Source organism: Mycetocola sp. Y442 (assembly GCF_056898615.1).
This window is the reverse complement of the sequence record NZ_JBXHBV010000001.1, coordinates 1,251,357-1,270,885: the sequence shown is the minus strand read 5'-3', so window position 1 is coordinate 1,270,885 and position 19,529 is coordinate 1,251,357. Positions and strand designations below refer to the sequence as shown.

General features: G+C 64.4%; 17 protein-coding genes. 9 read left to right on the top strand and 8 right to left on the bottom strand.

Features of this window, described 5'->3' with window-relative positions; all coding sequences use genetic code 11:
- Window positions 1-45 precede the first annotated feature (45 nt).
- Genes AC1X6S_RS06025 through AC1X6S_RS06010 form a run of 4 tightly spaced genes read right to left on the bottom strand, consistent with a single transcriptional unit; the run spans window position 46 to window position 4,074 of the window.
- Window positions 46-777, bottom strand: a complete 732-nt coding sequence (locus tag AC1X6S_RS06025; RefSeq protein WP_483404987.1) for an ABC transporter ATP-binding protein — start codon at window positions 775-777, stop codon at window positions 46-48.
- A gap of 8 nt (window positions 778-785) precedes the next feature.
- On the bottom strand, window positions 786-1,784 hold the full coding sequence (locus AC1X6S_RS06020) for an ABC transporter ATP-binding protein (RefSeq protein ID WP_483404849.1): 999 nt from the start codon (window positions 1,782-1,784) through the stop codon (window positions 786-788).
- Window positions 1,774-2,754, bottom strand: coding sequence for a branched-chain amino acid ABC transporter permease (locus AC1X6S_RS06015; protein ID WP_483404848.1), 981 nt, complete (start codon window positions 2,752-2,754; stop codon window positions 1,774-1,776). The genes AC1X6S_RS06020 and AC1X6S_RS06015 overlap by 11 nt, the downstream gene beginning before the upstream one ends.
- 9 nt (window positions 2,755-2,763) lie before the next feature.
- Entirely contained in the window at window positions 2,764-4,074 is a 1,311-nt protein-coding gene (locus tag AC1X6S_RS06010) for a branched-chain amino acid ABC transporter permease (RefSeq protein ID WP_416046392.1), read from the bottom strand.
- Window positions 4,075-4,342: 268 nt separating this feature from the next.
- Here AC1X6S_RS06010 and guaB point away from each other — a divergent pair, with 268 nt between their 5' ends.
- Complete coding sequence (guaB, locus tag AC1X6S_RS06005) at window positions 4,343-5,845, top strand: IMP dehydrogenase (RefSeq protein WP_483404847.1); 1,503 nt, start codon at window positions 4,343-4,345, stop codon at window positions 5,843-5,845.
- Between the two features lie 179 nt (window positions 5,846-6,024).
- Window positions 6,025-7,143: a GuaB3 family IMP dehydrogenase-related protein gene (locus tag AC1X6S_RS06000; RefSeq protein WP_483404986.1), complete on the top strand. Its 1,119-nt coding sequence runs from the start codon at window positions 6,025-6,027 to the stop codon at window positions 7,141-7,143.
- Between the two features lie 30 nt (window positions 7,144-7,173).
- Here the strand turns inward: AC1X6S_RS06000 and poxB are convergent, their stop codons facing one another.
- A complete protein-coding gene (gene poxB, locus AC1X6S_RS05995) occupies window positions 7,174-8,904 on the bottom strand; it encodes a ubiquinone-dependent pyruvate dehydrogenase (protein ID WP_483404846.1) in 1,731 nt (576 codons plus the stop codon).
- Between the two features lie 274 nt (window positions 8,905-9,178).
- On the opposite strand from poxB, the gene AC1X6S_RS05990 reads away from it, so the two are divergent.
- From AC1X6S_RS05990 to guaA, 6 genes are all read left to right on the top strand, one after another.
- On the top strand, window positions 9,179-10,906 hold the full coding sequence (locus AC1X6S_RS05990; RefSeq protein WP_483404845.1) for a glycerol-3-phosphate dehydrogenase/oxidase: 1,728 nt from the start codon (window positions 9,179-9,181) through the stop codon (window positions 10,904-10,906).
- Window positions 10,907-11,027: 121 nt separating this feature from the next.
- Window positions 11,028-11,558 carry a cation:proton antiporter regulatory subunit gene (locus AC1X6S_RS05985; protein WP_483404844.1) on the top strand — a complete coding sequence of 177 codons (531 nt, stop codon included), beginning with the start codon at window positions 11,028-11,030 and terminating at the stop codon, window positions 11,556-11,558.
- Between the two features lie 5 nt (window positions 11,559-11,563).
- Window positions 11,564-12,943, top strand: a complete 1,380-nt coding sequence (locus tag AC1X6S_RS05980; RefSeq protein ID WP_483404843.1) for a cation:proton antiporter — start codon at window positions 11,564-11,566, stop codon at window positions 12,941-12,943.
- Window positions 12,900-13,766 (top strand): SURF1 family protein, encoded by an 867-nt coding sequence (locus AC1X6S_RS05975; RefSeq protein WP_483404842.1) that lies wholly within the window; start codon window positions 12,900-12,902, stop codon window positions 13,764-13,766. Before AC1X6S_RS05980 ends, AC1X6S_RS05975 begins: the two co-directional genes overlap by 44 nt.
- Before the next feature lie 9 nt (window positions 13,767-13,775).
- Window positions 13,776-14,243 carry a DUF3817 domain-containing protein gene (locus AC1X6S_RS05970; RefSeq protein WP_483404841.1) on the top strand — a complete coding sequence of 156 codons (468 nt, stop codon included), beginning with the start codon at window positions 13,776-13,778 and terminating at the stop codon, window positions 14,241-14,243.
- Window positions 14,239-15,822, top strand: coding sequence for a glutamine-hydrolyzing GMP synthase (gene guaA / locus AC1X6S_RS05965; RefSeq protein WP_483404985.1), 1,584 nt, complete (start codon window positions 14,239-14,241; stop codon window positions 15,820-15,822). The genes AC1X6S_RS05970 and guaA overlap by 5 nt, the downstream gene beginning before the upstream one ends.
- Before the next feature lie 392 nt (window positions 15,823-16,214).
- Here the strand turns inward: guaA and AC1X6S_RS05960 are convergent, their stop codons facing one another.
- On the bottom strand, window positions 16,215-17,201 hold the full coding sequence (locus AC1X6S_RS05960) for an EamA family transporter (protein WP_483404840.1): 987 nt from the start codon (window positions 17,199-17,201) through the stop codon (window positions 16,215-16,217).
- 94 nt (window positions 17,202-17,295) lie between these two features.
- Here AC1X6S_RS05960 and AC1X6S_RS05955 point away from each other — a divergent pair, with 94 nt between their 5' ends.
- A complete protein-coding gene (locus AC1X6S_RS05955; protein WP_483404839.1) occupies window positions 17,296-17,853 on the top strand; it encodes a CGNR zinc finger domain-containing protein in 558 nt (185 codons plus the stop codon).
- A 42-nt stretch (window positions 17,854-17,895) separates the two neighbouring features.
- On the opposite strand, the gene AC1X6S_RS05950 is transcribed toward AC1X6S_RS05955, so the two are convergent.
- Together AC1X6S_RS05950 and AC1X6S_RS05945 are read right to left on the bottom strand one after the other, a co-directional pair.
- Window positions 17,896-18,507: a pentapeptide repeat-containing protein gene (locus AC1X6S_RS05950; protein ID WP_483404838.1), complete on the bottom strand. Its 612-nt coding sequence runs from the start codon at window positions 18,505-18,507 to the stop codon at window positions 17,896-17,898.
- 148 nt (window positions 18,508-18,655) lie between these two features.
- Complete coding sequence (locus AC1X6S_RS05945) at window positions 18,656-19,450, bottom strand: Bax inhibitor-1/YccA family protein (RefSeq protein WP_483404837.1); 795 nt, start codon at window positions 19,448-19,450, stop codon at window positions 18,656-18,658.
- Window positions 19,451-19,529 lie beyond the last annotated feature (79 nt).

Sequence of the window (19,529 nt, the reverse complement as noted above, 5' to 3'; positions counted from 1 at the left end):
GCCCCGCAGGACTGCGGGGCGTTTCGGTCGTACGGGTGGCGCAGCTCAGTCGTCCTGGCCGAGCGTACCCAGGTAGAGGCCGATCACCTTGTCATCGTTCAGCAGCTCGCGACCGGTCCCGGTGTATGCGTCGGTTCCCTGGTCGAGAACGTAACCGCGGTCACAGATCTGCAGGCAGCGGCGGGCGTTCTGCTCGACCATGATGGTGGTCACACCGGCCTTGTTGATGTCGGAAACACGGATGAACGCATCGTCCTGCCGGACGGGGGAGAGGCCGGCGCTCGGCTCGTCGAGAAGAAGCACCGCGGGGTCCATCATCAACGCCCGCGACATGGCCACCATCTGGCGCTCACCACCGGACAGCGAGCCGGCCCGCTGCTTGAGCCGCTTGCCGAGCTCACCGAAAATCCCGGTGACGAACTCGAGTCGCTCTGCGTAGATTTTGGGCTTCTGGAACAGGCCCATCTGCAGGTTCTCTTCGATGGTGAGGCTCTGGAACACGTTGTTCGTCTGCGGCACGAAGCCGACGCCACGGGCGACGAGCTTGTCGGCCTTGAGCCCGGTGATGTCGTCGCCGTTGAGGCGGATCGATCCCTCACGCACCTTGACCTGGCCGAAGATGGCCTTGAGGAGGGTCGACTTTCCGGCACCGTTGGGTCCGATGATGCCGATGAGCTCACCCTTGGACGCCGTGAGGTTGGCGCTGTTGAGGATGTTGACGCCCGGCAGGTAGCCCGCCGTCACGTTTTCCACGCTGACGACGATCTCCGGAGCCATTGTTGCTGTCACTTGGTGTCCTCGTCCCTCGTCGGCCCAGCGGCGCGCGGATGTTCGATGTCGTGCTCGACGCCGGTTTCGGCGTCGATCTCCTCGAGCAGTTCTTCGACCTCCGGTGTAATCTCACCGGCGATCCTCCCCGTGACAACTCCGAGGTCGACGTCCTGGTGTGAACCGAGGTAGGCGTCGATGACAGCGGGGTTTTGCATCACGAGGTCTGGTGGACCTTCAGCGACGACCCTGCCCTCCGCCATCACCACGACCCAGTCGGCGATGTGGCGAACCATCTGCATGTCGTGTTCGACGAACAGCACACTCATTCCCTGGACCTTGAGGTCGAGGATGTGTTCGAGCAGCGACTGGGTCAGCGCGGGGTTCACGCCGGCCATCGGCTCGTCGAGCATGACGAGCTTGGGCTCGCTCATGAGTGCGCGGGCCATCTCGAGAAGCTTTCGCTGCCCGCCGGAGAGGCTCGCGGCGAAATCGTCCTTCTTGGTGTCGAGCTTGAACCGGGCGAGGATGTCGAGCGCTCGCTCCTCGATCTCCTCTTCCTGCTTCTGCCACAGCGGTTTGATGAGGCTCGAGAAGATCCCCTCGCCCTTCTGCTTCTGCGAGCCGAGTTTCATGTTCTCGAGCACGGTCAGCAGGCCGAGGGCCTTGGTGAGCTGGAACGTACGGACCTGGCCCATTCGTGCGACCTTAAACGCTGGAACACCGTTGAGCTGTGTTCCGTCGAACACCCAGGTCCCGGTGTCCGGCTTGTCGAAGCCGGTGAGCAGGTTGAACAGTGTCGTCTTTCCCGCCCCGTTCGGTCCGATCAGCGCCGTGATGGCGTTCCGGGGGATTTCGAGGTGTTCGACGTCGACGGCCTTGAGCCCGCCGAACTGCCTGGTCACGTTGTCGGCGATGATGATCGGGTCGACCTTCGCGACGCCGGGGACGGCGTCGCCGATGTGAAGTCCCGTGGATTTCACCGGTTTGACGGATGCTGCGTCACTACTTGACAAAGGTCAGCTCCTTCTTATTTCCGAGGATGCCCTGTGGTCGATAAATAACGATCAGCATCAGGGCGAGTCCGACGAGGATGTAGCGGACTGTTGCCGCCTGAGTCGTCGACATGAACGGCAGGATGCCGCTCGACGCGAGCTCGGGGAGGACATTCGACAGGAAGCCCATGATGACCCAGAAGATCACGGCACCCAGCAACGGCCCGAAGACCGTCGCGGCACCGCCCAGCAGGAGGATGGTCCAGATGAAGAACGTCAGGCTCGTCACGTAGACACTCGGCACGACGGCGGAGGGAAGTGCGAACACCACCCCGCCGAGGGCGCCGAACATGCCACCGACGATGAGCGCCTGCATCTTGTAGGCGAAGACGTTCTTACCGAGCGCGCGCACGGCATCCTCGTCTTCACGGATGCCCTTGAGCACCCGTCCCCACGGGCTGCGCATGAGCAGCCAGACGAGGAGCACGGCGACGGCCAGGAGGCAGATGCCGAAGACACGGACCCACCAGCCGTTCTCGTTGTAAGTCCACGGGCCGAAGCCGTAGGTGCCCTCGGGGAAGGGGTTCGCGGCACGGAAGCCCGCGTGGTAGTTGCCGAGCCCGTCTGCCGAGTTGGTGATGTCGTCGAAGACCTGGGTGGTGAAGAGTAGTCGAACGATCTCCGCCGCCGCGATCGTGGTGATCGCGAGGTAGTCGGCGCGCAGTCTCAGTGTCGGGATACCGAGAATGAGGGCGAAGACGACGGATGCCCCACAGCCGACGAGAATTCCGGCCCACCACGGCAGCCCGAAGGTCAGGATGGAAATGGCGTACCCGTATGCGCCGAGCGCCATGAAGGCGGCCATACCGAAGTTGAGCAGTCCGCCGTATCCAAAGTGGACGGCGAGGCCGAGGGCGGCAAGCGCGTACGCGATCGTCTCAGGGCTAATCAGCCAGGAGGCGGTGTTTGAAAGAATTGATCCCCAGTCCATGGCGTCCTCCTATCCAATTCTCTCTTTGCGGCCCAGAAGTCCCTGGGGTTTCACGAGCAGGACGGCGATGAGCACGACCAGTGCACCGACGTACTTGATGTCAGACGGGATCCACAGCGTCGAGACTTCGACGAGGAGGCCGACGATGATCGCACCGATGAGTGCGCCGAACGCTGTACCGAGCCCACCGAGGACTATCGCGCCGAAGACAAGCAGCAGGATCTGCGTACCCATGTCCCACTTGATGCCCGGGCGGAAATAGGCCCAGAGGATACCCGCGAGGCCGGCGAGGGCTGCCGCGAGGATCCAGACGATCCGGATCACCCTGTCGACATCGATGCCGCTCGCTGCGGCGAGGGAGGGGTTGTCCGAGATCGCCCGAGTTGCCTTACCGGTTCGGGTCCGCAGCAACCACCAGGCGACAGCGAGGAGAACGACCGCCGAAACGGCCATGCTCACCATGTCGGTGACGGAGAGTGCGACACTGCCGAACAGTGTGATCCGCTCCTCACCGGAACCGGGCAACTGGTAGGTGCTTCCGCCGATGAAGTAGAGGAAGACGTACCTGATGAGCAGCGAGAGGCCGATGGAGACGATCATCACCTGGACGATGCCGATGCCCTTTCGCCTCAGCGGTCTCCAGAGCCCGGCGTCGAGGGTGAACCCGAAGAGCGCGCTCATCAGGACCGCAGCTGCGAGAGCGCCCCAGAGCGGCCACTGGAGGACGTTGGCGAAGACATAGGCCATCACCGCCCCGAACGTCACCATTTCACCGTGCGCGAAGTTCGACAGTCCGGTCGTTCCGAAGACCAGGGATGCCCCAACGGCAGCGAGTGCGAGCAGGAGCCCGAAGTTGAGTCCGTTGACGATTCGTTCCGCCAACTGGTCCCAGAAGCTCACTGTGACGCGGACTCCCTCGCCGAGGAAGTAGTTCACGATCTTGGAGTTTGTGAGCGCGATCTCGGCTTCGACGGCTGCGGAGCCTTCGGCGACGATCACGCCCTCCGGGAGTGTCTCCTCGACCAGGGTTACCGTGTAGGTGCCTTTCTCCGGCACCCCGATCTTCCACTTGCCGTCCGCGGCGGTGTCAACCTCTGCGTCATAGCCATTGCCTTCGACAGTGATTGTCACGCCCTCGAGCGGTTCGCTGTCGTACTTGACGTTGCCCGCGAAGTAGAAGTCATACTCCGTTCCGACCTCATCGGCCTGCGCCGGCGCCGCAGAAAACGATTGAAACGCAAGCGTCGCAAAAAGAAATCCGAGGAACAGCAACAGGGTGCGCTTGTGGCGCGGGGCGTGGGCTGAATGAGTGAGACTCACTGCACCTCCAGAACGGGACCGCCAGGTCCCTCGAGTGAAGAGACCGCCAGATCTCTTGTGGTTCTTCGCCGAACGGCTCGGTTTGACGATACGACCCGATTATGACCTACATGTTTCGTACATGGGTATTCCTCACATCAATGTCGGAAGTGCCGGGCATAATCGTTACCTTCCAGCGGTTAGCATTAAGTACCGGTGAGATGTGCGCTTGTACGCGGCATCCGTTACCTCACGACACCGGAAAACAGCGCTTCTGTGAAGGGATGCAATGGAAAACTCAGACCCATTTGGCTTCGTCGGTCTCACCTATGATGATGTCCTTCTTCTCCCCGGACACACCGACGTCATTCCAAGTGAGGCCGAGACGTTTTCTCGACTGACCAAACGCATCACTGTGGCTACGCCGCTGCTCTCGAGCGCGATGGACACGGTCACCGAGTCCCGGATGGCCGTCGCGATGGCGAGGCAGGGCGGAATCGGGATCCTGCACCGCAACCTGTCGATCGGCGACCAGGCCGCGCAGGTTGACCTCGTCAAGCGCAGTGAGTCCGGCATGATTACCAACCCCGTCACGACGACGCCGACGGCCACCGTCGCTGAGGTCGACGCCCTGTGCCGTAACTTCCGGGTATCGGGCCTCCCGGTGATCGACACCGACGGAGTGCTCGTCGGAATCATCACCAACCGCGACATGCGATTCGTCGGTGCGCAGGAGAAGGCAACGACACCGGTCAGCGCCGTCATGTCGAAGATGCCGCTCATCACCGCGCCCGTCGGCATCAGCCCCGAAGACGCGATTTCGATCCTTGCCGAGCACCGCATCGAAAAGCTTCCACTCGTCGACGCCGCCGGCAAGCTCAAGGGCCTCATCACTGTCAAGGACTTCGACAAGCGGGAGAAGTACCCGCTCGCGACGAAGGACGACTCCGGGCGCCTCCGCGTCGGTGCAGCCATCGGCTTCTTCGGTGACGCCTGGCAGCGTGCCGGTGCACTGCTCGACGCCGGTGTCGATGTACTCGTCGTCGACACCGCCAACGGCGATTCGGCCGGCGTTCTCGACATCATCCGCAAACTGAAGTCGGACAAGGCGTTCGACGGCGTCGACGTGATCGGCGGAAACGTCGCGACGCGCGACGGAGCAAAGGCGATCGCCGAAGCAGGAGCTGACGCAGTGAAGGTCGGTGTCGGACCCGGCTCGATCTGCACCACTCGCGTCGTCGCCGGTGTCGGCGTTCCGCAGATCACCGCGGTGTACCAGGCATCGCTCGCGGCCCGCGAATACGATGTGCCGGTCATCGCCGATGGAGGCCTGCAGTACTCGGGCGACATCGCCAAGGCGCTCGTCGCCGGTGCAGACACCGTCATGCTCGGCTCGCTTCTCGCCGGCTGCGACGAGAGCCCCGGCGAACTCGTGTTCGTCAACGGCAAACAGTTCAAGATGTACCGCGGAATGGGATCGCTCGGTGCGCTCCAGACCCGCGGCGAGAAGACCTCGTACTCCAAGGACCGGTACTTCCAGTCCGACGTTCCGAGCGACGACAAGCTCATCCCAGAGGGCATCGAGGGTCAGGTTCCGTATCGCGGGCCGCTCTCGTCCGTCGCCTACCAGCTCATCGGCGGCCTGCGCCAGTCGATGTTCTACGTCGGTGCTCGCACCATCGAAGAGCTCAAGGCGAAGGGCAAGTTCGTTCGCATCACCCCGGCCGGACTCAAGGAGTCGCACCCGCACGACGTGCAGATCGTGGTCGAGGCCCCGAACTACAGCCGCTAGACCAATCCTCCGAAAACCCGCACGAGCACACAGCTCGTGCGGGTTTTTGAGTTAAGTCAGCCGCTTCGTCCAGGCATGGGTGGAAGACTCCCACCGCAGTTGCCAGCCCGGCTGCCGCGAGCCACCCCGGCTGCCGCGAGCGACCTGGAAGCTCGAACGGTAGGCTTGGGGACGTGAGTATGGAAACTGAGATCGGCGCTTCCAAGCGCGCACGCCGTGCATATGCCTTCGACGACATCGCGGTGGTACCGTCGCGTCGAACGAGAGACCCCGAAGACGTCTCCGTCGGCTGGTCGATCGACGCATACTCCTTCGACATTCCGTTCCTCGCCGCGCCGATGGACTCGGTCGTCTCACCCGCGACCGCGATCATGATGGGCAAGCTCGGTGGAGTCGGCGTACTCGACCTCGAGGGCCTGTGGACCCGATACGAGGATCCCGAGCCGTTGCTCGCTGAAATCCGTGGGCTGAGCGACGAGCTTTCGACGGCGCGCATGCAGGAGATCTACTCCGAGCCGATCAAGCCCGAGCTCGTCACGGCCCGGCTTGCCGAGATCCGTGCGGCAGGCGTCACCGTTGCCGGCGCGTTGTCGCCACAGCGCACGCAGGAGCTCTACCAGACGGTGGTCGCCGCTGGCGTCGACCTCTTCGTCATCCGCGGCACAACCGTGTCTGCCGAGCACGTCTCCCGCAACCAGGAACCGCTCAACCTCAAGGAGTTCATCTACGAACTCGACGTCCCCGTGATCGTCGGTGGCGCTGCGACCTACACGGCTGCGCTTCACCTCATGCGCACCGGTGCGGCCGGCGTCCTCGTCGGATTCGGCGGGGGAGCCGCGTCAACCACCCGCGCGACCCTCGGCATCCACGCCCCCATGGCGACAGCCGTTGCAGACATCGCCGGCGCCCGGCGTGACTACATGGACGAGTCCGGTGGCCGCTACGTGCACGTCATCGCCGACGGCGGTCTCGGCACCGCCGGCGACATCGTCAAGGCTGTCGCGTGTGGTGCGGATGCCGTCATGCTCGGTACAACCCTCGCTCGGGCAACCGATGCACCCGGTGGCGGTTACCACTGGGGCACAGAGGCGTACCACTCCGAGCTCCCTCGCGGCCGACGCGTCGAAGTCGGCCAGATCGGCACCCTCGAGCAAGTCCTCTACGGACCGGCATCCGTCGCTGACGGCAAGGCCAACCTCGTCGGCGCGCTTCGCCGGTCGATGGCGACCACGGGGTACTCAGACCTCAAGGAGTTCCAGCGGGTCGAGGTCGTTCTCGCCCCGTACCGCACGAACTAAGGCCCCGCACCGCCCGCATAGAGTGGGGCGTCAGCCGCGGATCCTGCGGACCACGTTGGTGTTCGCGAGGTCGATGAGTTCCTCACCACGGCCGGACAGTACTGTGCGGATCGCGTAGAGCGTGAAGCCCTTCGCCTGCTCGGCGGTGATCGACGGCGGCAGGGAGAGTTCCTGCCGCGCGGTCACGACATCGATCAGGGCCGGTCCGTCGTGCGCGAACGCTGCGCTGAGCGCGGCGGCCAGGTCATTCGGCCGCTCGACGCGCTGGCCGTGGATGCCCATCGCGTTCGCGACGTCGGCGAAGTTCGGGTTCACGAGTCCCGTGCCGTAATTCACGAGGCCCGCCGCTTTCATTTCGAGCTCGACGAAATTGAGCGACGAGTTGTTGAAGACGACGATCTTGACGGGCAATCGATTCTGGGCGAGGCTCACGAGTTCCCCCAGCAGCATCGTGAGGCCGCCGTCGCCCGCGAGCGCGACGACCTGGCGCCCGGGGTGGGACGCCTGTGCGCCGATCGACTGCGAGAGAGCGTTGGCCATCGTGCCGTGGGTAAACGAACCGATCAGGCGGCGCCTGCCGTTCATGGTGAGGTAGCGGCAGGCCCAGACCACGGGTGAACCAACATCCGGGATGAACACAGCGTCGTCGTTCGCCGTCTCGTCGACCAGTCTGGCGAGGTACTGCGGATGAATCGGTGCACGATTGCTGTCGTTGGTCGCGAGGTCATCGAGGCCCTTTCGCGCCTTCCGGTAGTGCTTGAGCGACGACTCGAGGTGGTCGCGGTTCGTCTTGTACTGGACAAGACTCTCCAGGGCGCGAGCCGTCTCGCGCACCGTGCCGACGAGGCCGAGATCCAGCGGAGTTCGCCTGCCGAGCTGCTCGCCCCGCACGTCGACCTGAATTTTCACGGCCTTCTCGGGGTAGAACTGCTGGTACGGAAAGTCGGTGCCGAGCATGAGCAGGGCATCGCAGCTCTCCATCGCACGGTATCCCGAACTGAACCCGAGTAGTCCGGTCATGCCGACATCGAACGGGTTGTCGTACTCGATGTGTTCCTTGCCCCTCAGGGCATGCACGATCGGTGCTCCGAGGGCGCGGGCGAGCGCAACGACCTCGACGTGTGCTCCTGCCACGCCCGCGCCGGCGAGAATGGTCACCCGTGGCGCGGCATCCAGCAGTCGAACAGCCTCAGCGAGTCCGTCCGCGTCCGGGAGAACCGTGCTGTGGGTCGGCCGGATCGATACGGTTCTCGGCGCTTCAGCCTTCTGCTGGAGGATGTCACCGGGAATGACGACAACGGCAACACCCCTCTTCTCGATCGCCGTCCGCATCGCGATCTCGAGGATGCGGGGCATCTGCGCCGCCGAACTCACGAGCTCGCAGTACACGCTGCACTCCCGGAAGAGTTCCTCGGGGTGGGTCTCCTGGAAGTACGAGCTGCCGATCTCGGTGCTCGGGAGGTGGGTGGCAAGAGCGAGCACGGGAACCCGCGACCGTTGGGCGTCGAACAGCCCGTTGATGAGATGCAGGTTTCCCGGGCCGGCACTGGCGGCACACACCGCCAGCTGCCCGGTGAGTCCCGCCTCAGCGGACGCGGCGAGAGCCGCGGCTTCTTCGTGCCGGACAAGCACCCAGTCGATCGAGCCGTCAGCGCGGAGAGCCTCCGTGAATCCGTTGACCGAGTCTCCTGGGATGCCGTACACCCGCTTTATCCCGCTCGCCACAAGCGTGTCGACGATGTTCGCTGCGATCGTTGCCATGATCCCTCGGTTCTTCAGACTCGTACGTTCTCAGGCCGGTGCGTTCTCGTGTGGTGCGTGCTCGTCGAGTCCAGCACACGCGGCCGTGATTGTTAAGGGCCGGAGCGCACAGGGCTCGCGTACGCAGCCCACAGGCCATTCCCTGCTTGAGCCTGTTGTCAGGGTCAGAGGCGTGCATTAGCGTCGAGTGGAAGAGGGGTGGCGTAGCCTGTCGGTGCCATCACCAATGAGCGTCCGGCGACCGTGGCAGGCTCGGTTGCCAGGAGAGGCAGTCATGGCCAATTCCAACACAGTGAGTCACTCGACGAAGCTCGGCCCGGTCGAGCGTGCGGCGGCCATTGAAGCGCTGAAATCCAAGGAACTCGATGTGCTCGTCGTCGGCGGCGGCATCGTCGGGGCGGGAAGCGCACTGGATGCCGTCACGCGCGGCCTGTCCACCGGCATCCTGGAGGCACGCGACTGGTCGAGCGGGACATCCAGCCGGTCATCGAAGCTTGTCCACGGCGGCATCCGTTACCTCGAGCAACTCGACTTCCGGCTGGTCCGCGAGGCGCTCATCGAGCGAGGGTTGCTGCTGCAGCGGATCGCGCCTCACCTCGTGAAGCCCGTGCGGTTCCTTTACCCGCTCAACCGACCGCTGTTCGAGCGCCTGTATATCGGTGCCGGCATGCTCCTGTACGACGTGTTCAGCTACACGGGCGGCCGCCCGCCCGGTGTGCCGCACCACCGCCACCTCCTCAAGCGTCAGGTGCAGCGGGCGATTCCTTCGCTCCGCAACAACGCGTTCGTCGGCGGGATCACTTACTACGACGCCCAGGTCGACGACGCGCGCTACAACATGTCGGTCGTCCGCACCGCGTCCTCGTACGGGGCTCACGCGGCGAGTCGGGTTCGGGTCGAGGGTTTCCTCAAGGTGGGCCAGCGGGTCGTCGGGGTGAAGGCACACGATCTTCAGACCGGTGAGCGCTTCGACGTTCGTGCAAAGCAGGTGGTCAACGCAACCGGCGTGTGGACCGACGACACCCAGGCCATGGTTGGTGAGCGTGGCCAGTTCAAGGTCCGCGCGTCGAAGGGCATCCATCTCCTCGTTCCGCGTGACAGGTTCCAGTCGACCATGGGCCTTCTGCTCCGCACCGAGAAGAGCGTTCTGTTCGTCATTCCGTGGGGCAGGCACTGGATCATCGGCACGACGGACACGGACTGGAACCTCGACAAGGCGCACCCAGCGGCTACCGCTGCCGACATCGATTACCTCCTCGAGCACGTGAACAAGATCCTTGCCGTTCCCCTGACTCGTGACGATGTCGAGGGTGTGTACGCGGGGCTCAGGCCGTTGCTCGCCGGCGAGAGTGACCAGACATCAAAGCTGTCCCGCGAGCACCTCGTCGCTCACTCGGTGCCCGGCCTCGTTGTGATCGCCGGTGGCAAGTGGACGACATACCGGGTCATGGCGAAGGACGCGATTGACGCGGCCGCTGACGCCCTCGACGGAAAGGTCCCGGCATCCACAACGGACAACATCGCGCTTCTCGGCGCGGAGGGCTACCAGGCGGCATGGAATAAGCGTGCCAAGATCGCGAGGGCGTTCGGCGTGCACACCGCGCGGATCGAGCACCTGCTCAACCGGTACGGTGTGCTCACCGACGAGTTGCTCGATTTGATCAGGACGAGGCCGGAGCTGGCCGATCCACTGCCGGGAGCTGACGACTACATCGGCGCCGAGGTTGTCTACGCCGCATCGCACGAGGGCGCGCTCCACCTGGACGACGTCCTCGCTCGCCGCACCCGGATCTCGATCGAGTCCTGGGACCGCGGCGTGTCTGCGGCCCCCGTTGCCGCTCAGCTGATGGCCGAGGTGCTCGACTGGGACCAGGAGCGCACGGACCACGAGGTTGCCGTCTACCTCGCGCGGGTGGCCGCGGAGCGGGCGTCGCAGGAACAACCTGATGACGAATCAGCCGACCGAATCCGGCTCGAAGCTCCCGAGATCGTCGCTCCGTAGCTCATCCCGCAGTTCGGTCGACCGCCGCCCGGGGACGGGCGGCGGTCGCGCGCTGCCTCCGGATTGCCGGTAACGCTCGGATAGACTGGGAGGACTTCCCACATACCCTAGGAGTCCGGCCATGGTTGACGTTCGTCGGGTGAAGCTCCCCGGTGTGGGAGTGTTGCACACCTTCATCACCGCTGACGGAGGCAAGGTCGGCGTGATCGCACACCGTTCCGGGCACAGCGATCTCATCACCTTCGCCGACGACGAAGACGGATCCGACGCCAGCAAGGTGTCACTGAGGCTTCGGGAAGACGAGGCGCACACTCTCGCCGAGCTGCTCGGCGGAACCCAGATCACCGAATCGCTGAGCGCTCTCGATCGCATTCCCGGCCTCAGCATCGACTGGTTCACCGTCGACTACGACGACCACATCGCCGGGCAACCACTCGGCGACCCGGCCGACCGCGGAATCGTCGGCCTGACCGTCGTCGCTGTTGTTCGTGGAGAGTCGGCGAACCCGGCGCCGAGCGAGGATTTCCGGGTGTTCCCCGGTGACACGCTCGTGGTGGCCGGAAGCCCTGAGAAGGTGGCGAAGGCGTTCGCGTTCTTCCGCACCGGGGCATCACGCCTCTCCGGTTCTCAAGACAGTCCGCCGGGAGTGTGACGCGGATGATCGCAACCGCAGCAGGAGAAGCCTCCCACCTGGGAACCGATCTCGTCGTTCTCGGGACTCTGCTGGTTGCCGCGTACATTCTGGGACGGCTCGGCAAAACCATCGGGCTTCCCGCCATCCCGATCTACATGATCGTCGGCTTTCTCGCGAGCCCGAACAACGGATGGTTTCCGCTCAACTTTGAGAGCGGGTACATCGAACTCATTGCCGTGTTCGGCCTGATTCTGCTTCTGTTTAACCTCGGGCTCGAGTTCGATCAGGACGAGTTCTTCGGCAACGCCGGGAAGCTGCTGATCTCAGGTGGCTCCTACCTCGTTCTGTTGATGGGAGCCGGCCTCGTCTTCGGCTTCGCGCTCGGCTGGGGTACCAAGGAAGCCCTCATCATCGCCGGGATCATCGGGACGTCATCGAGCGCGATCGTCACCAAGCTGCTCATCGAACTCAATCGCCTCGCGAACCGCGAGACGCCGATGATCCTCGGCGTCACCGTGGTGCAGGACATCTTCCTTGCGATTTACCTTGCGATTGTCTCTGTCGTGCTGAGCGGTGAAAACGAACCATGGCTCGTCGTCGGAAAACTCGCCATTGCGTTCACCTTCCTCGTCGTGATGTTCAGCATCGCGCGGTGGGGAGGAGCGTTCGTTGGGCGGTTGTTCCGCACGAAGGACGATGAGCTGTTCACCATTCTGTTCTTCGGGCTCGCCGTAATGTTCGGCGGGCTCGGAGAGGTGCTCGGTGTCAGCGACGCGATCGGCGCCTTCCTCATCGGTCTCGTGCTCGGCGCGACGCGGTACAGCGCCAAGATCGAGCATGTGTCGGTGCCGCTGCGTGACGTCTTCGGGGCGTTCTTCTTCCTCAACTTCGGCCTCGGCCTCGACCCGACCGAGTTCCCGCTCGTCATCGGGCCGGTAATCATCGCCGTCGTCCTCACGCTCGTGCTCAACGTCGTCGCCGGTCAGTTCATGGCCAGGCTCTACGGCTTCAGCGCACAGGCCGGAATCAACGCGGCAGCAATCCTGATGAACCGTGGTGAGTTCGCCCTCATCCTGGCCATTCTCGCGCTCACGGCCGGGCTCGACCCCCGGCTGCAACCGTTCGCCGGGCTCTACGTGCTCGTCGTCAGCGTGATGGGTCCGCTCCTCGCATCCAACTCCGAACGCATCGGCGCTGCTGTGCTCCGTACCAAGCGCAAAACCCCGGTTCGGCCCCGCGATCCGATGCTCGCCGAAGAGATCGCGCTCGTCGACGCCGCGACGGCGGGCGACTCCGCGCCCGAATCGACCGCGACGGCGCGGGCCATCGACCGAATCGTCGAGCAGGCGATGAACCAGCGTGACACCCCACCCGAAAAGACGAAGCGAGACGACGATTACTAGCAACACCCCGGCACCGGCTGACCCGGCCGAACCCCGCAAGACCCTGTTCCGCACAATGCTCGAGCCACGCTGGATCGCGATGCTCCTGCTCGCACTGCTCGTGTCAGGTGCGTTCGCGTGGCTCGGCCAGTGGCAACTCGAACGCGCGGTGACCTCCACAGAAACCGTCGACCAGCCCACCGAGCGGGTCCGGCCCCTCGCGGACGTCGCCGAGACCGGCGGTCCTCTCCGCGACAGCGTCATCGGCCAGCTGGTCGAGGTCGACGGGGTCCTGGTGCCCGGCGATTACCTCGTCGTGAGCGAGCGCCTGAACCTCGGTGAGACGGGATACTGGGTCACCGGGCACCTCCAGGCGGACGCCGAGCCACAGGCCTCCATCGCCGTCGCGCTCGGCTGGACACCCGACCGGGACGTTGCTGACGACGCTGTCACTGGCCTGAACGCTCGCGCCGAGGCATCCGTCGTCACCGTCACCGGCAGACTCAACGCGTCACAGGCGCCTGAACTGCCGGAGGATGACGCCGACCCGTTCGAAATCACGACGATGTCGATGGCCGCGTTCGTCAACATCTGGAGCGACCTCGGGGACAGGCCCGTCTACAACGGATACGTCGTTGCGGACGAGGCGCCTGAGGGGCTCACCGTCATCGATGCGCCGCCCGTTGAAGAAGGGGTCACGCTCAACTGGCTGAACATCTTCTACGCCGCAGAATGGATCGTCTTCGCCGGTTTCGCGGTCTTCGTCTGGTACCACCTGGTGAAGGATGCCTGGACGCGTCGTGAGGAAGAGGCTGAGCTCGAACGCTCAGAATCGGACACGTAGACTAGAGATATGCCACTTGAACCTCGCGAGAGCGCTTTGCCGCGGATCGCCGGCGCACTGAAGTTCTACCAGATCGCATCGATCATCACGGGAATCATGCTGCTCGCGCTCTGCGCCGAGATGCTGATGAAGTACGCATTCGGGCTCGAACTCGAACTCGGCGGCGCATACGGATTCCTGGCCTTCGTGCCGAGCGGATCCGCACAGGCCATCAACCTCTCGACCGGGATCCTGATCGCGCACGGCTGGTTCTACGTCCTGTACCTGTTCAGCAACTTCCGGCTGTGGAGCCTGATGCGCTGGGAATTCCCCCGGCTGATCATCCTCGCCCTCGGCGGAGTGATCCCGTTCCTGTCGTTCTTCCTCGAATCACGGATTGCCCGCGAGGTGCGCACGTACCTCGCCTCACGTGCCGAGCGCACGGCATCCGTTTCATCTGCTGCACCAAATTCCAACCCTGTGGAGGCATCTCATTAGCGAGCAGGCAACCAACGCCCGCCCCGTTCTCGTCGTCGACTTCGGCGCCCAGTACGCCCAACTCATCGCACGCCGCGTGCGTGAAGCGGGGGTCTATTCCGAAATCGTGCCTCACTCGATCACCGCAGCTGAGGTGGCCGAGAAAAACCCCGTCGGCATCGTCCTGTCCGGTGGACCGTCGAGCGTGTACGAAGACGGCGCCCCCGCTCTCGACTCGCAAATCTTCGACCTCGACGTGCCGACGCTCGGTATTTGCTACGGCTTCCAGGTCATGGCCCGTGCACTCGGCGGCGAGGTGGCGAACACCGGCCTGCGCGAGTACGGATCGACCGACGCATCGCTCTCGACCGACGGTGGCGTCCTGCTCGACGGGCAGCCCGCCGACCAAACCGTGTGGATGAGCCACGGCGACTCGGTCGCGAAGGCGCCGGAGGGCTTCACCGTCCTCGCGTCGACGGCGTCGACCCCTGTCGCCGCGTTCGGCAACGACGAGCGCAAGCTCTACGGTGTGCAGTGGCACCCCGAGGTGAAGCACTCGGCGTATGGCCAGAACGTGCTCGAGAACTTCCTGCACCGTGCCGCCGGCATCCCCTCCGACTGGAACCCCGGCAACGTCATCGCCGAGCAGGTCGAGCGCATTCGCGCCCAGATCGGCACCGGCAAGGTCATCTGCGGCCTCTCCGGGGGAGTCGACTCCGCTGTTGCCGCTGCCCTCGTGCACAAGGCCGTCGGCGACCAGCTCGTCTGCGTCTTCGTCGACCACGGTCTTCTCCGCCAGGACGAGCGCAAACAGGTCGAAGAGGACTACGTCGCGGCAACCGGCGTGCGTCTCATCACCATCGACGCTCGTGAGCAGTTTCTCAACGCCCTCGCCGGTGTCAGCGACCCGGAGACGAAGCGCAAGATCATCGGCCGTGAGTTCATCCGCACCTTCGAGAAGGCACAGGCAGACCTCATTGCTGAGTCGCTCGAGGACGACGGTGACCCCATTGCATTCCTCGTGCAGGGCACCCTGTACCCGGATGTCGTCGAGTCCGGCGGCGGAACCGGAACCGCGAACATCAAGAGCCACCACAACGTCGGCGGCCTTCCCGACGACCTCACTTTCGAGCTCGTCGAACCGCTTCGCACCCTGTTCAAGGACGAGGTCCGCGCGATCGGTCGCGAGCTCGGGCTTCCCGAGGTCATCGTCGGTCGCCAGCCGTTCCCCGGCCCAGGCCTCGGTATCCGCATCGTCGGTGAGGTCACCGCTGAGCGTCTCGAACTGCTGCGCAAGGCGGATGCCATCGCTCGCTTCGAGCTGTCGGCCGCCGGTCTCGACAGCGAAATCTGGCAGTGCCCTGTTGTGCTTCTCGCCGATGTTCGCTCGGTCGGCGTGCAGGGAGACGGACGCACCTACGGGCATCCGATCGTCCTTCGCCCGGTCAGCTCAGAGGACGCCATGACGGCGGACTGGACGCGACTGCCGTACGACGTGCTCGCGAAGATCTCGAACCGGATCACGAACGAGGTGGACGGCGTGAACCGCGTCGTTCTCGACGTCACGTCGAAGCCACCGGGAACTATTGAGTGGGAGTAGGGGTGACGGCGGAAAGCCGATCATTTTCTCCTCAGCTCAGACAATGACGATTCCAGGACCGGCTCGCTGAGCGGTCCTGTTTCGTTCTAACCGCGCCGCCCAGCCGAGAGACGAGCCGGTCCTGAAATCGCCATAACTCGGCACCCCGAAAACGATCGGCTTTCCGCCTGCGTGAGGCTTGAGGGTCGGGATGCGTGTGAGGGCGAAGGCGGGGACTTCCAGGAGATCGCACGGTTATCAGGACGGTATTCGCGAGTTCGTCCTGATTGGCGTGCGATCTCCTGTTAATCGGTTGAGGCTGAGAGAAGGACAAAGGGGCGAGGCAAGGACTGTTACGGGGCCGGCGTCCTTGTGTGGCCGCTATCTCCTTATCTCGGAGGGGCTCGGGTCCCTTATGTCGGAGTGACTCGGCCTCTGCGAGGCGGCGGGGTGTACGTGTCCATGCGCACCAGGACGACACCGGCGAGGATACCGAGCCCGCCGAGGAGCTGCAGGAGGCTGGGCAGTTCGGCGAGCAGGAGCCACGACACGAGCACTGCGAGCACGACCTCGGACAGGCCGACGAAGGAGGCGATCCGCGTGCCGAGGCGAGCGGTCGCAATGATGCCGGTGAGGTAGGCGGCCGCTGTCGAAATCAGCGCGAGCGAGAGGAGGGGCACGTACCAGGGCAGTTCGTGATCGAGCAGGGTCACGTTCGCCGTCGAGAACGCGAGCGGCAGCAGCCCGATCACGCCACAGACCGCGACGGCCACGGTTCCGACAATGAGTCCACCACCGGCGAGCACGAGCGGGGACAGGTCATCGCTGATCTTCGTGCCGAGCACGAAGTAGGTGGCGAGCGACACCGCCGCGAGGAGCGCCCACGCGACACCGATTGGATGGACGGTCTCTGCACCGGTGAGGTCGAGAACGAGCACCATGCCGAGGATGGCGATCACGGTGCCGGCGATGGTGCGGACACCGGGACGGCGACGGGTCTGCGCCCAGACGAGCAGGACAAGGAGAACGGGAGCGAGATACTCGATGAGGAGCGCAACGCCAACCGACAGATACGAGACAGCGTTGAAGAACCCGACCTGGGCCCCCGCGATCGCCACGATGCCGTAGATGGCGATGGTTCTCCCGCTGCGGCGGAGGGTCTTCCATCGGCCCCGCATGAGGACGAGGGTCGGGACAAGCAGCACGAGCGCGGCCCCGCCGATCCTCGCGAGAACCGCAGCACCGGGCGACCATCCCGAGTCCATGAGGGACTTGGCCACCGGGCCGCTGAGCGCGAACATCAGTGCGCTCGCGAGCGCGATGACGATGCCCGACGCTTGACCGCGTGGCGCGGGCCGAACGGCATCCGTCCTCGGGGTCTCGATTCGGGTAGTTGTCATCTGGTTCGCGCGGCCCGCAAGCCGCTCTGCTTTCTGTCAGGAGTAATCTGGGCTATGGTCATGACACTAGACCCGCACCTCGTCAGGAGTCAACATGCTTTTTGCACATGACACCGAAGTCTCCCTGGTGACCACCGCCGCGCTGATCAATACCCTTCCCGGTGCTTCACACAGTGGAGATGACGAGCTGGCGACCACCGAGCAACTCGCCGGGTTCCTTGATCGGTTCGAGTTCACCGGTTACCGCGCAGGGGATGCCCCGGAACTCGAGGAGATGCGCGCTCTCCGCGGGCGGTTGCGGGAGCTCTGGACGCGTGATGAGGACGGTGTCGTCGCGCTCGTCAACGAGCTGCTCCGTGAGGCGAACGCGCTGCCGCAGCTTGTCCGGCACGACAACTGGGAATGGCACATCCACGCGACAGAGTCATCGGCCGCGGTGGCCAGACGCGCGCAGGTCGAGGCTGCGATGGCGGTTGTCGACCTCGTTCGTGCCCAGGAGCTCTCCCGGCTCCACGAGTGCGCCTCCGACGACTGCAGCGCCGTCGTCGTCGACCTGTCACGCAACCGCTCGCGTCGCTACTGCGACGTGGGCAACTGCGGTAACCGGGCCCACGTCGCCGCCTATCGCGCGAGGCAGCGAAGCGCGTCCTGACTGACGGCATCCGTATCGATCAGGCGGATGCTGTCGGCCGGCCTATCCCTCGACCAGGATTCCCAGCTGGGTGGCGAAGAGCGGCGCGAGCTCGCTGAGCTGGTACTCGCTGACCGTCGCGCCCTTCAAGCCTTCGAGACCGTGGATGGCCTGGAACTCGAGTCCGCGCAGGTCGACGTGGGTGAGCGTCGATCGCGTCAGGTCGAGGGTTTGCACCCGGGTGCCGGTGAACGCGACCCTGGTGGCGGTGGCGCCGCCGAGGTCGAGCTCGTCGATGGTGCAATCCTCGAACAGGACGTCGGTGAGCGACGAGCCGCGCAGGTTGACGTAGCCCAGCTTGCTGCCCGAGATGCGGACGGACTGCCAGGTCGCGTCGAACAGCTCGCCGGAGCCGATCCGTGACCGGCTGAGGGTGACGTCGCGCCAGGTCGACCGGCTCGAACGCAGAATTGGGGCGTTGACGCCGGTGAGCACCGACTCGATCAGGCGGGACCCGCGGAGGTTTGCATCGGTGAGGGTGACGTCGTCGAGCGAACATTCCCGGAGCGTGATGCCGGAGAGGTCGCGGTCGGAGAGGTCAACGCCGCTGAACTCCTCGAGCTCGCGGTCGTCGTCGGTGTCGAGCGAGTCGGCATCACCTGGCGTCCGCTCCACGACGCGCAGTGTGTCGAGGCGTGGGGGATGAGTGGATGGGCGACGTGCCATTGATGCCTCGCAGAGTGAAGGTGAAACTGTGGAACCGGGCATGAGAAAGCCCCTGGGTCGCACATCCGGCGGGGACCCAGGGGCATTCTCGATGCTGTTATTCGCGGGTGATGGCGAGCATGCGGAGGATTTCCATGTACAGCCAGATGACCGTGACCATGATTCCGAATGCGCCGGACCAGCCGTACTTGCGCGGTGCGCGGTTCTGCACGCCCCTCTGGATGAAGTCGAAGTCGAGAACGAGGGAGTATGCACCCATGATCACGCACAGCACACCGAGGATGAGGCCGAGGGGGATGCCAGCGATCTCAGCTCCGCGAAGGCCGAATGCGTTGTCGGTCAGGCCGAACATCTGCATTCCGACGTTGACGAGCGAGAAGACGAGGTAACCGACCATGGCGATGAGGAAGATCTTCGTCGCCTTCTTTGACGCGCGGATCTTGCCGCTCGCGAAGAGGGCGAGGGTCACACCGACGACGACGAGCGTCGCGATGACGGCCTGGGCGACGATTCCCGAGTAGCGTGCGTCGAACATGTCGGAGATGCCACCAACGAAGATGCCCTGAACGCCGGCGTAGGCGAGGATCAGCGGAGCGGACGGCTCCTTCTTGAAGGTGTTGACCAGGGCGAGAACGAAGCCGACGATGGCTGCACCGATGGTCAGGAGGGGCATGCCGGCGGCCCAGCCGAGGACAGCGCCGACGAGGAGAACGCCGAACGCGATAGCACTCTTGGTGATCGTGTCTTCGACCGTCATCCGGTCAGCGGATGCTGCGCCCGCGGTTGGACGGTTGTACATGTCCTGCAGTTCGGACGCGCTTGCCGTCTGCACGGCCATTGCGTTTGACCGCGTGAATGCCGGGTTCTTGAACGCCGGATTGTTCGTTGCCATGTCTAAAGTATTTCCTTCTCAGTCGAAACGGCTGGAATGTGGTCGCTCCGCGAAGCGGAACGTCTGTCCAATCTAGTGG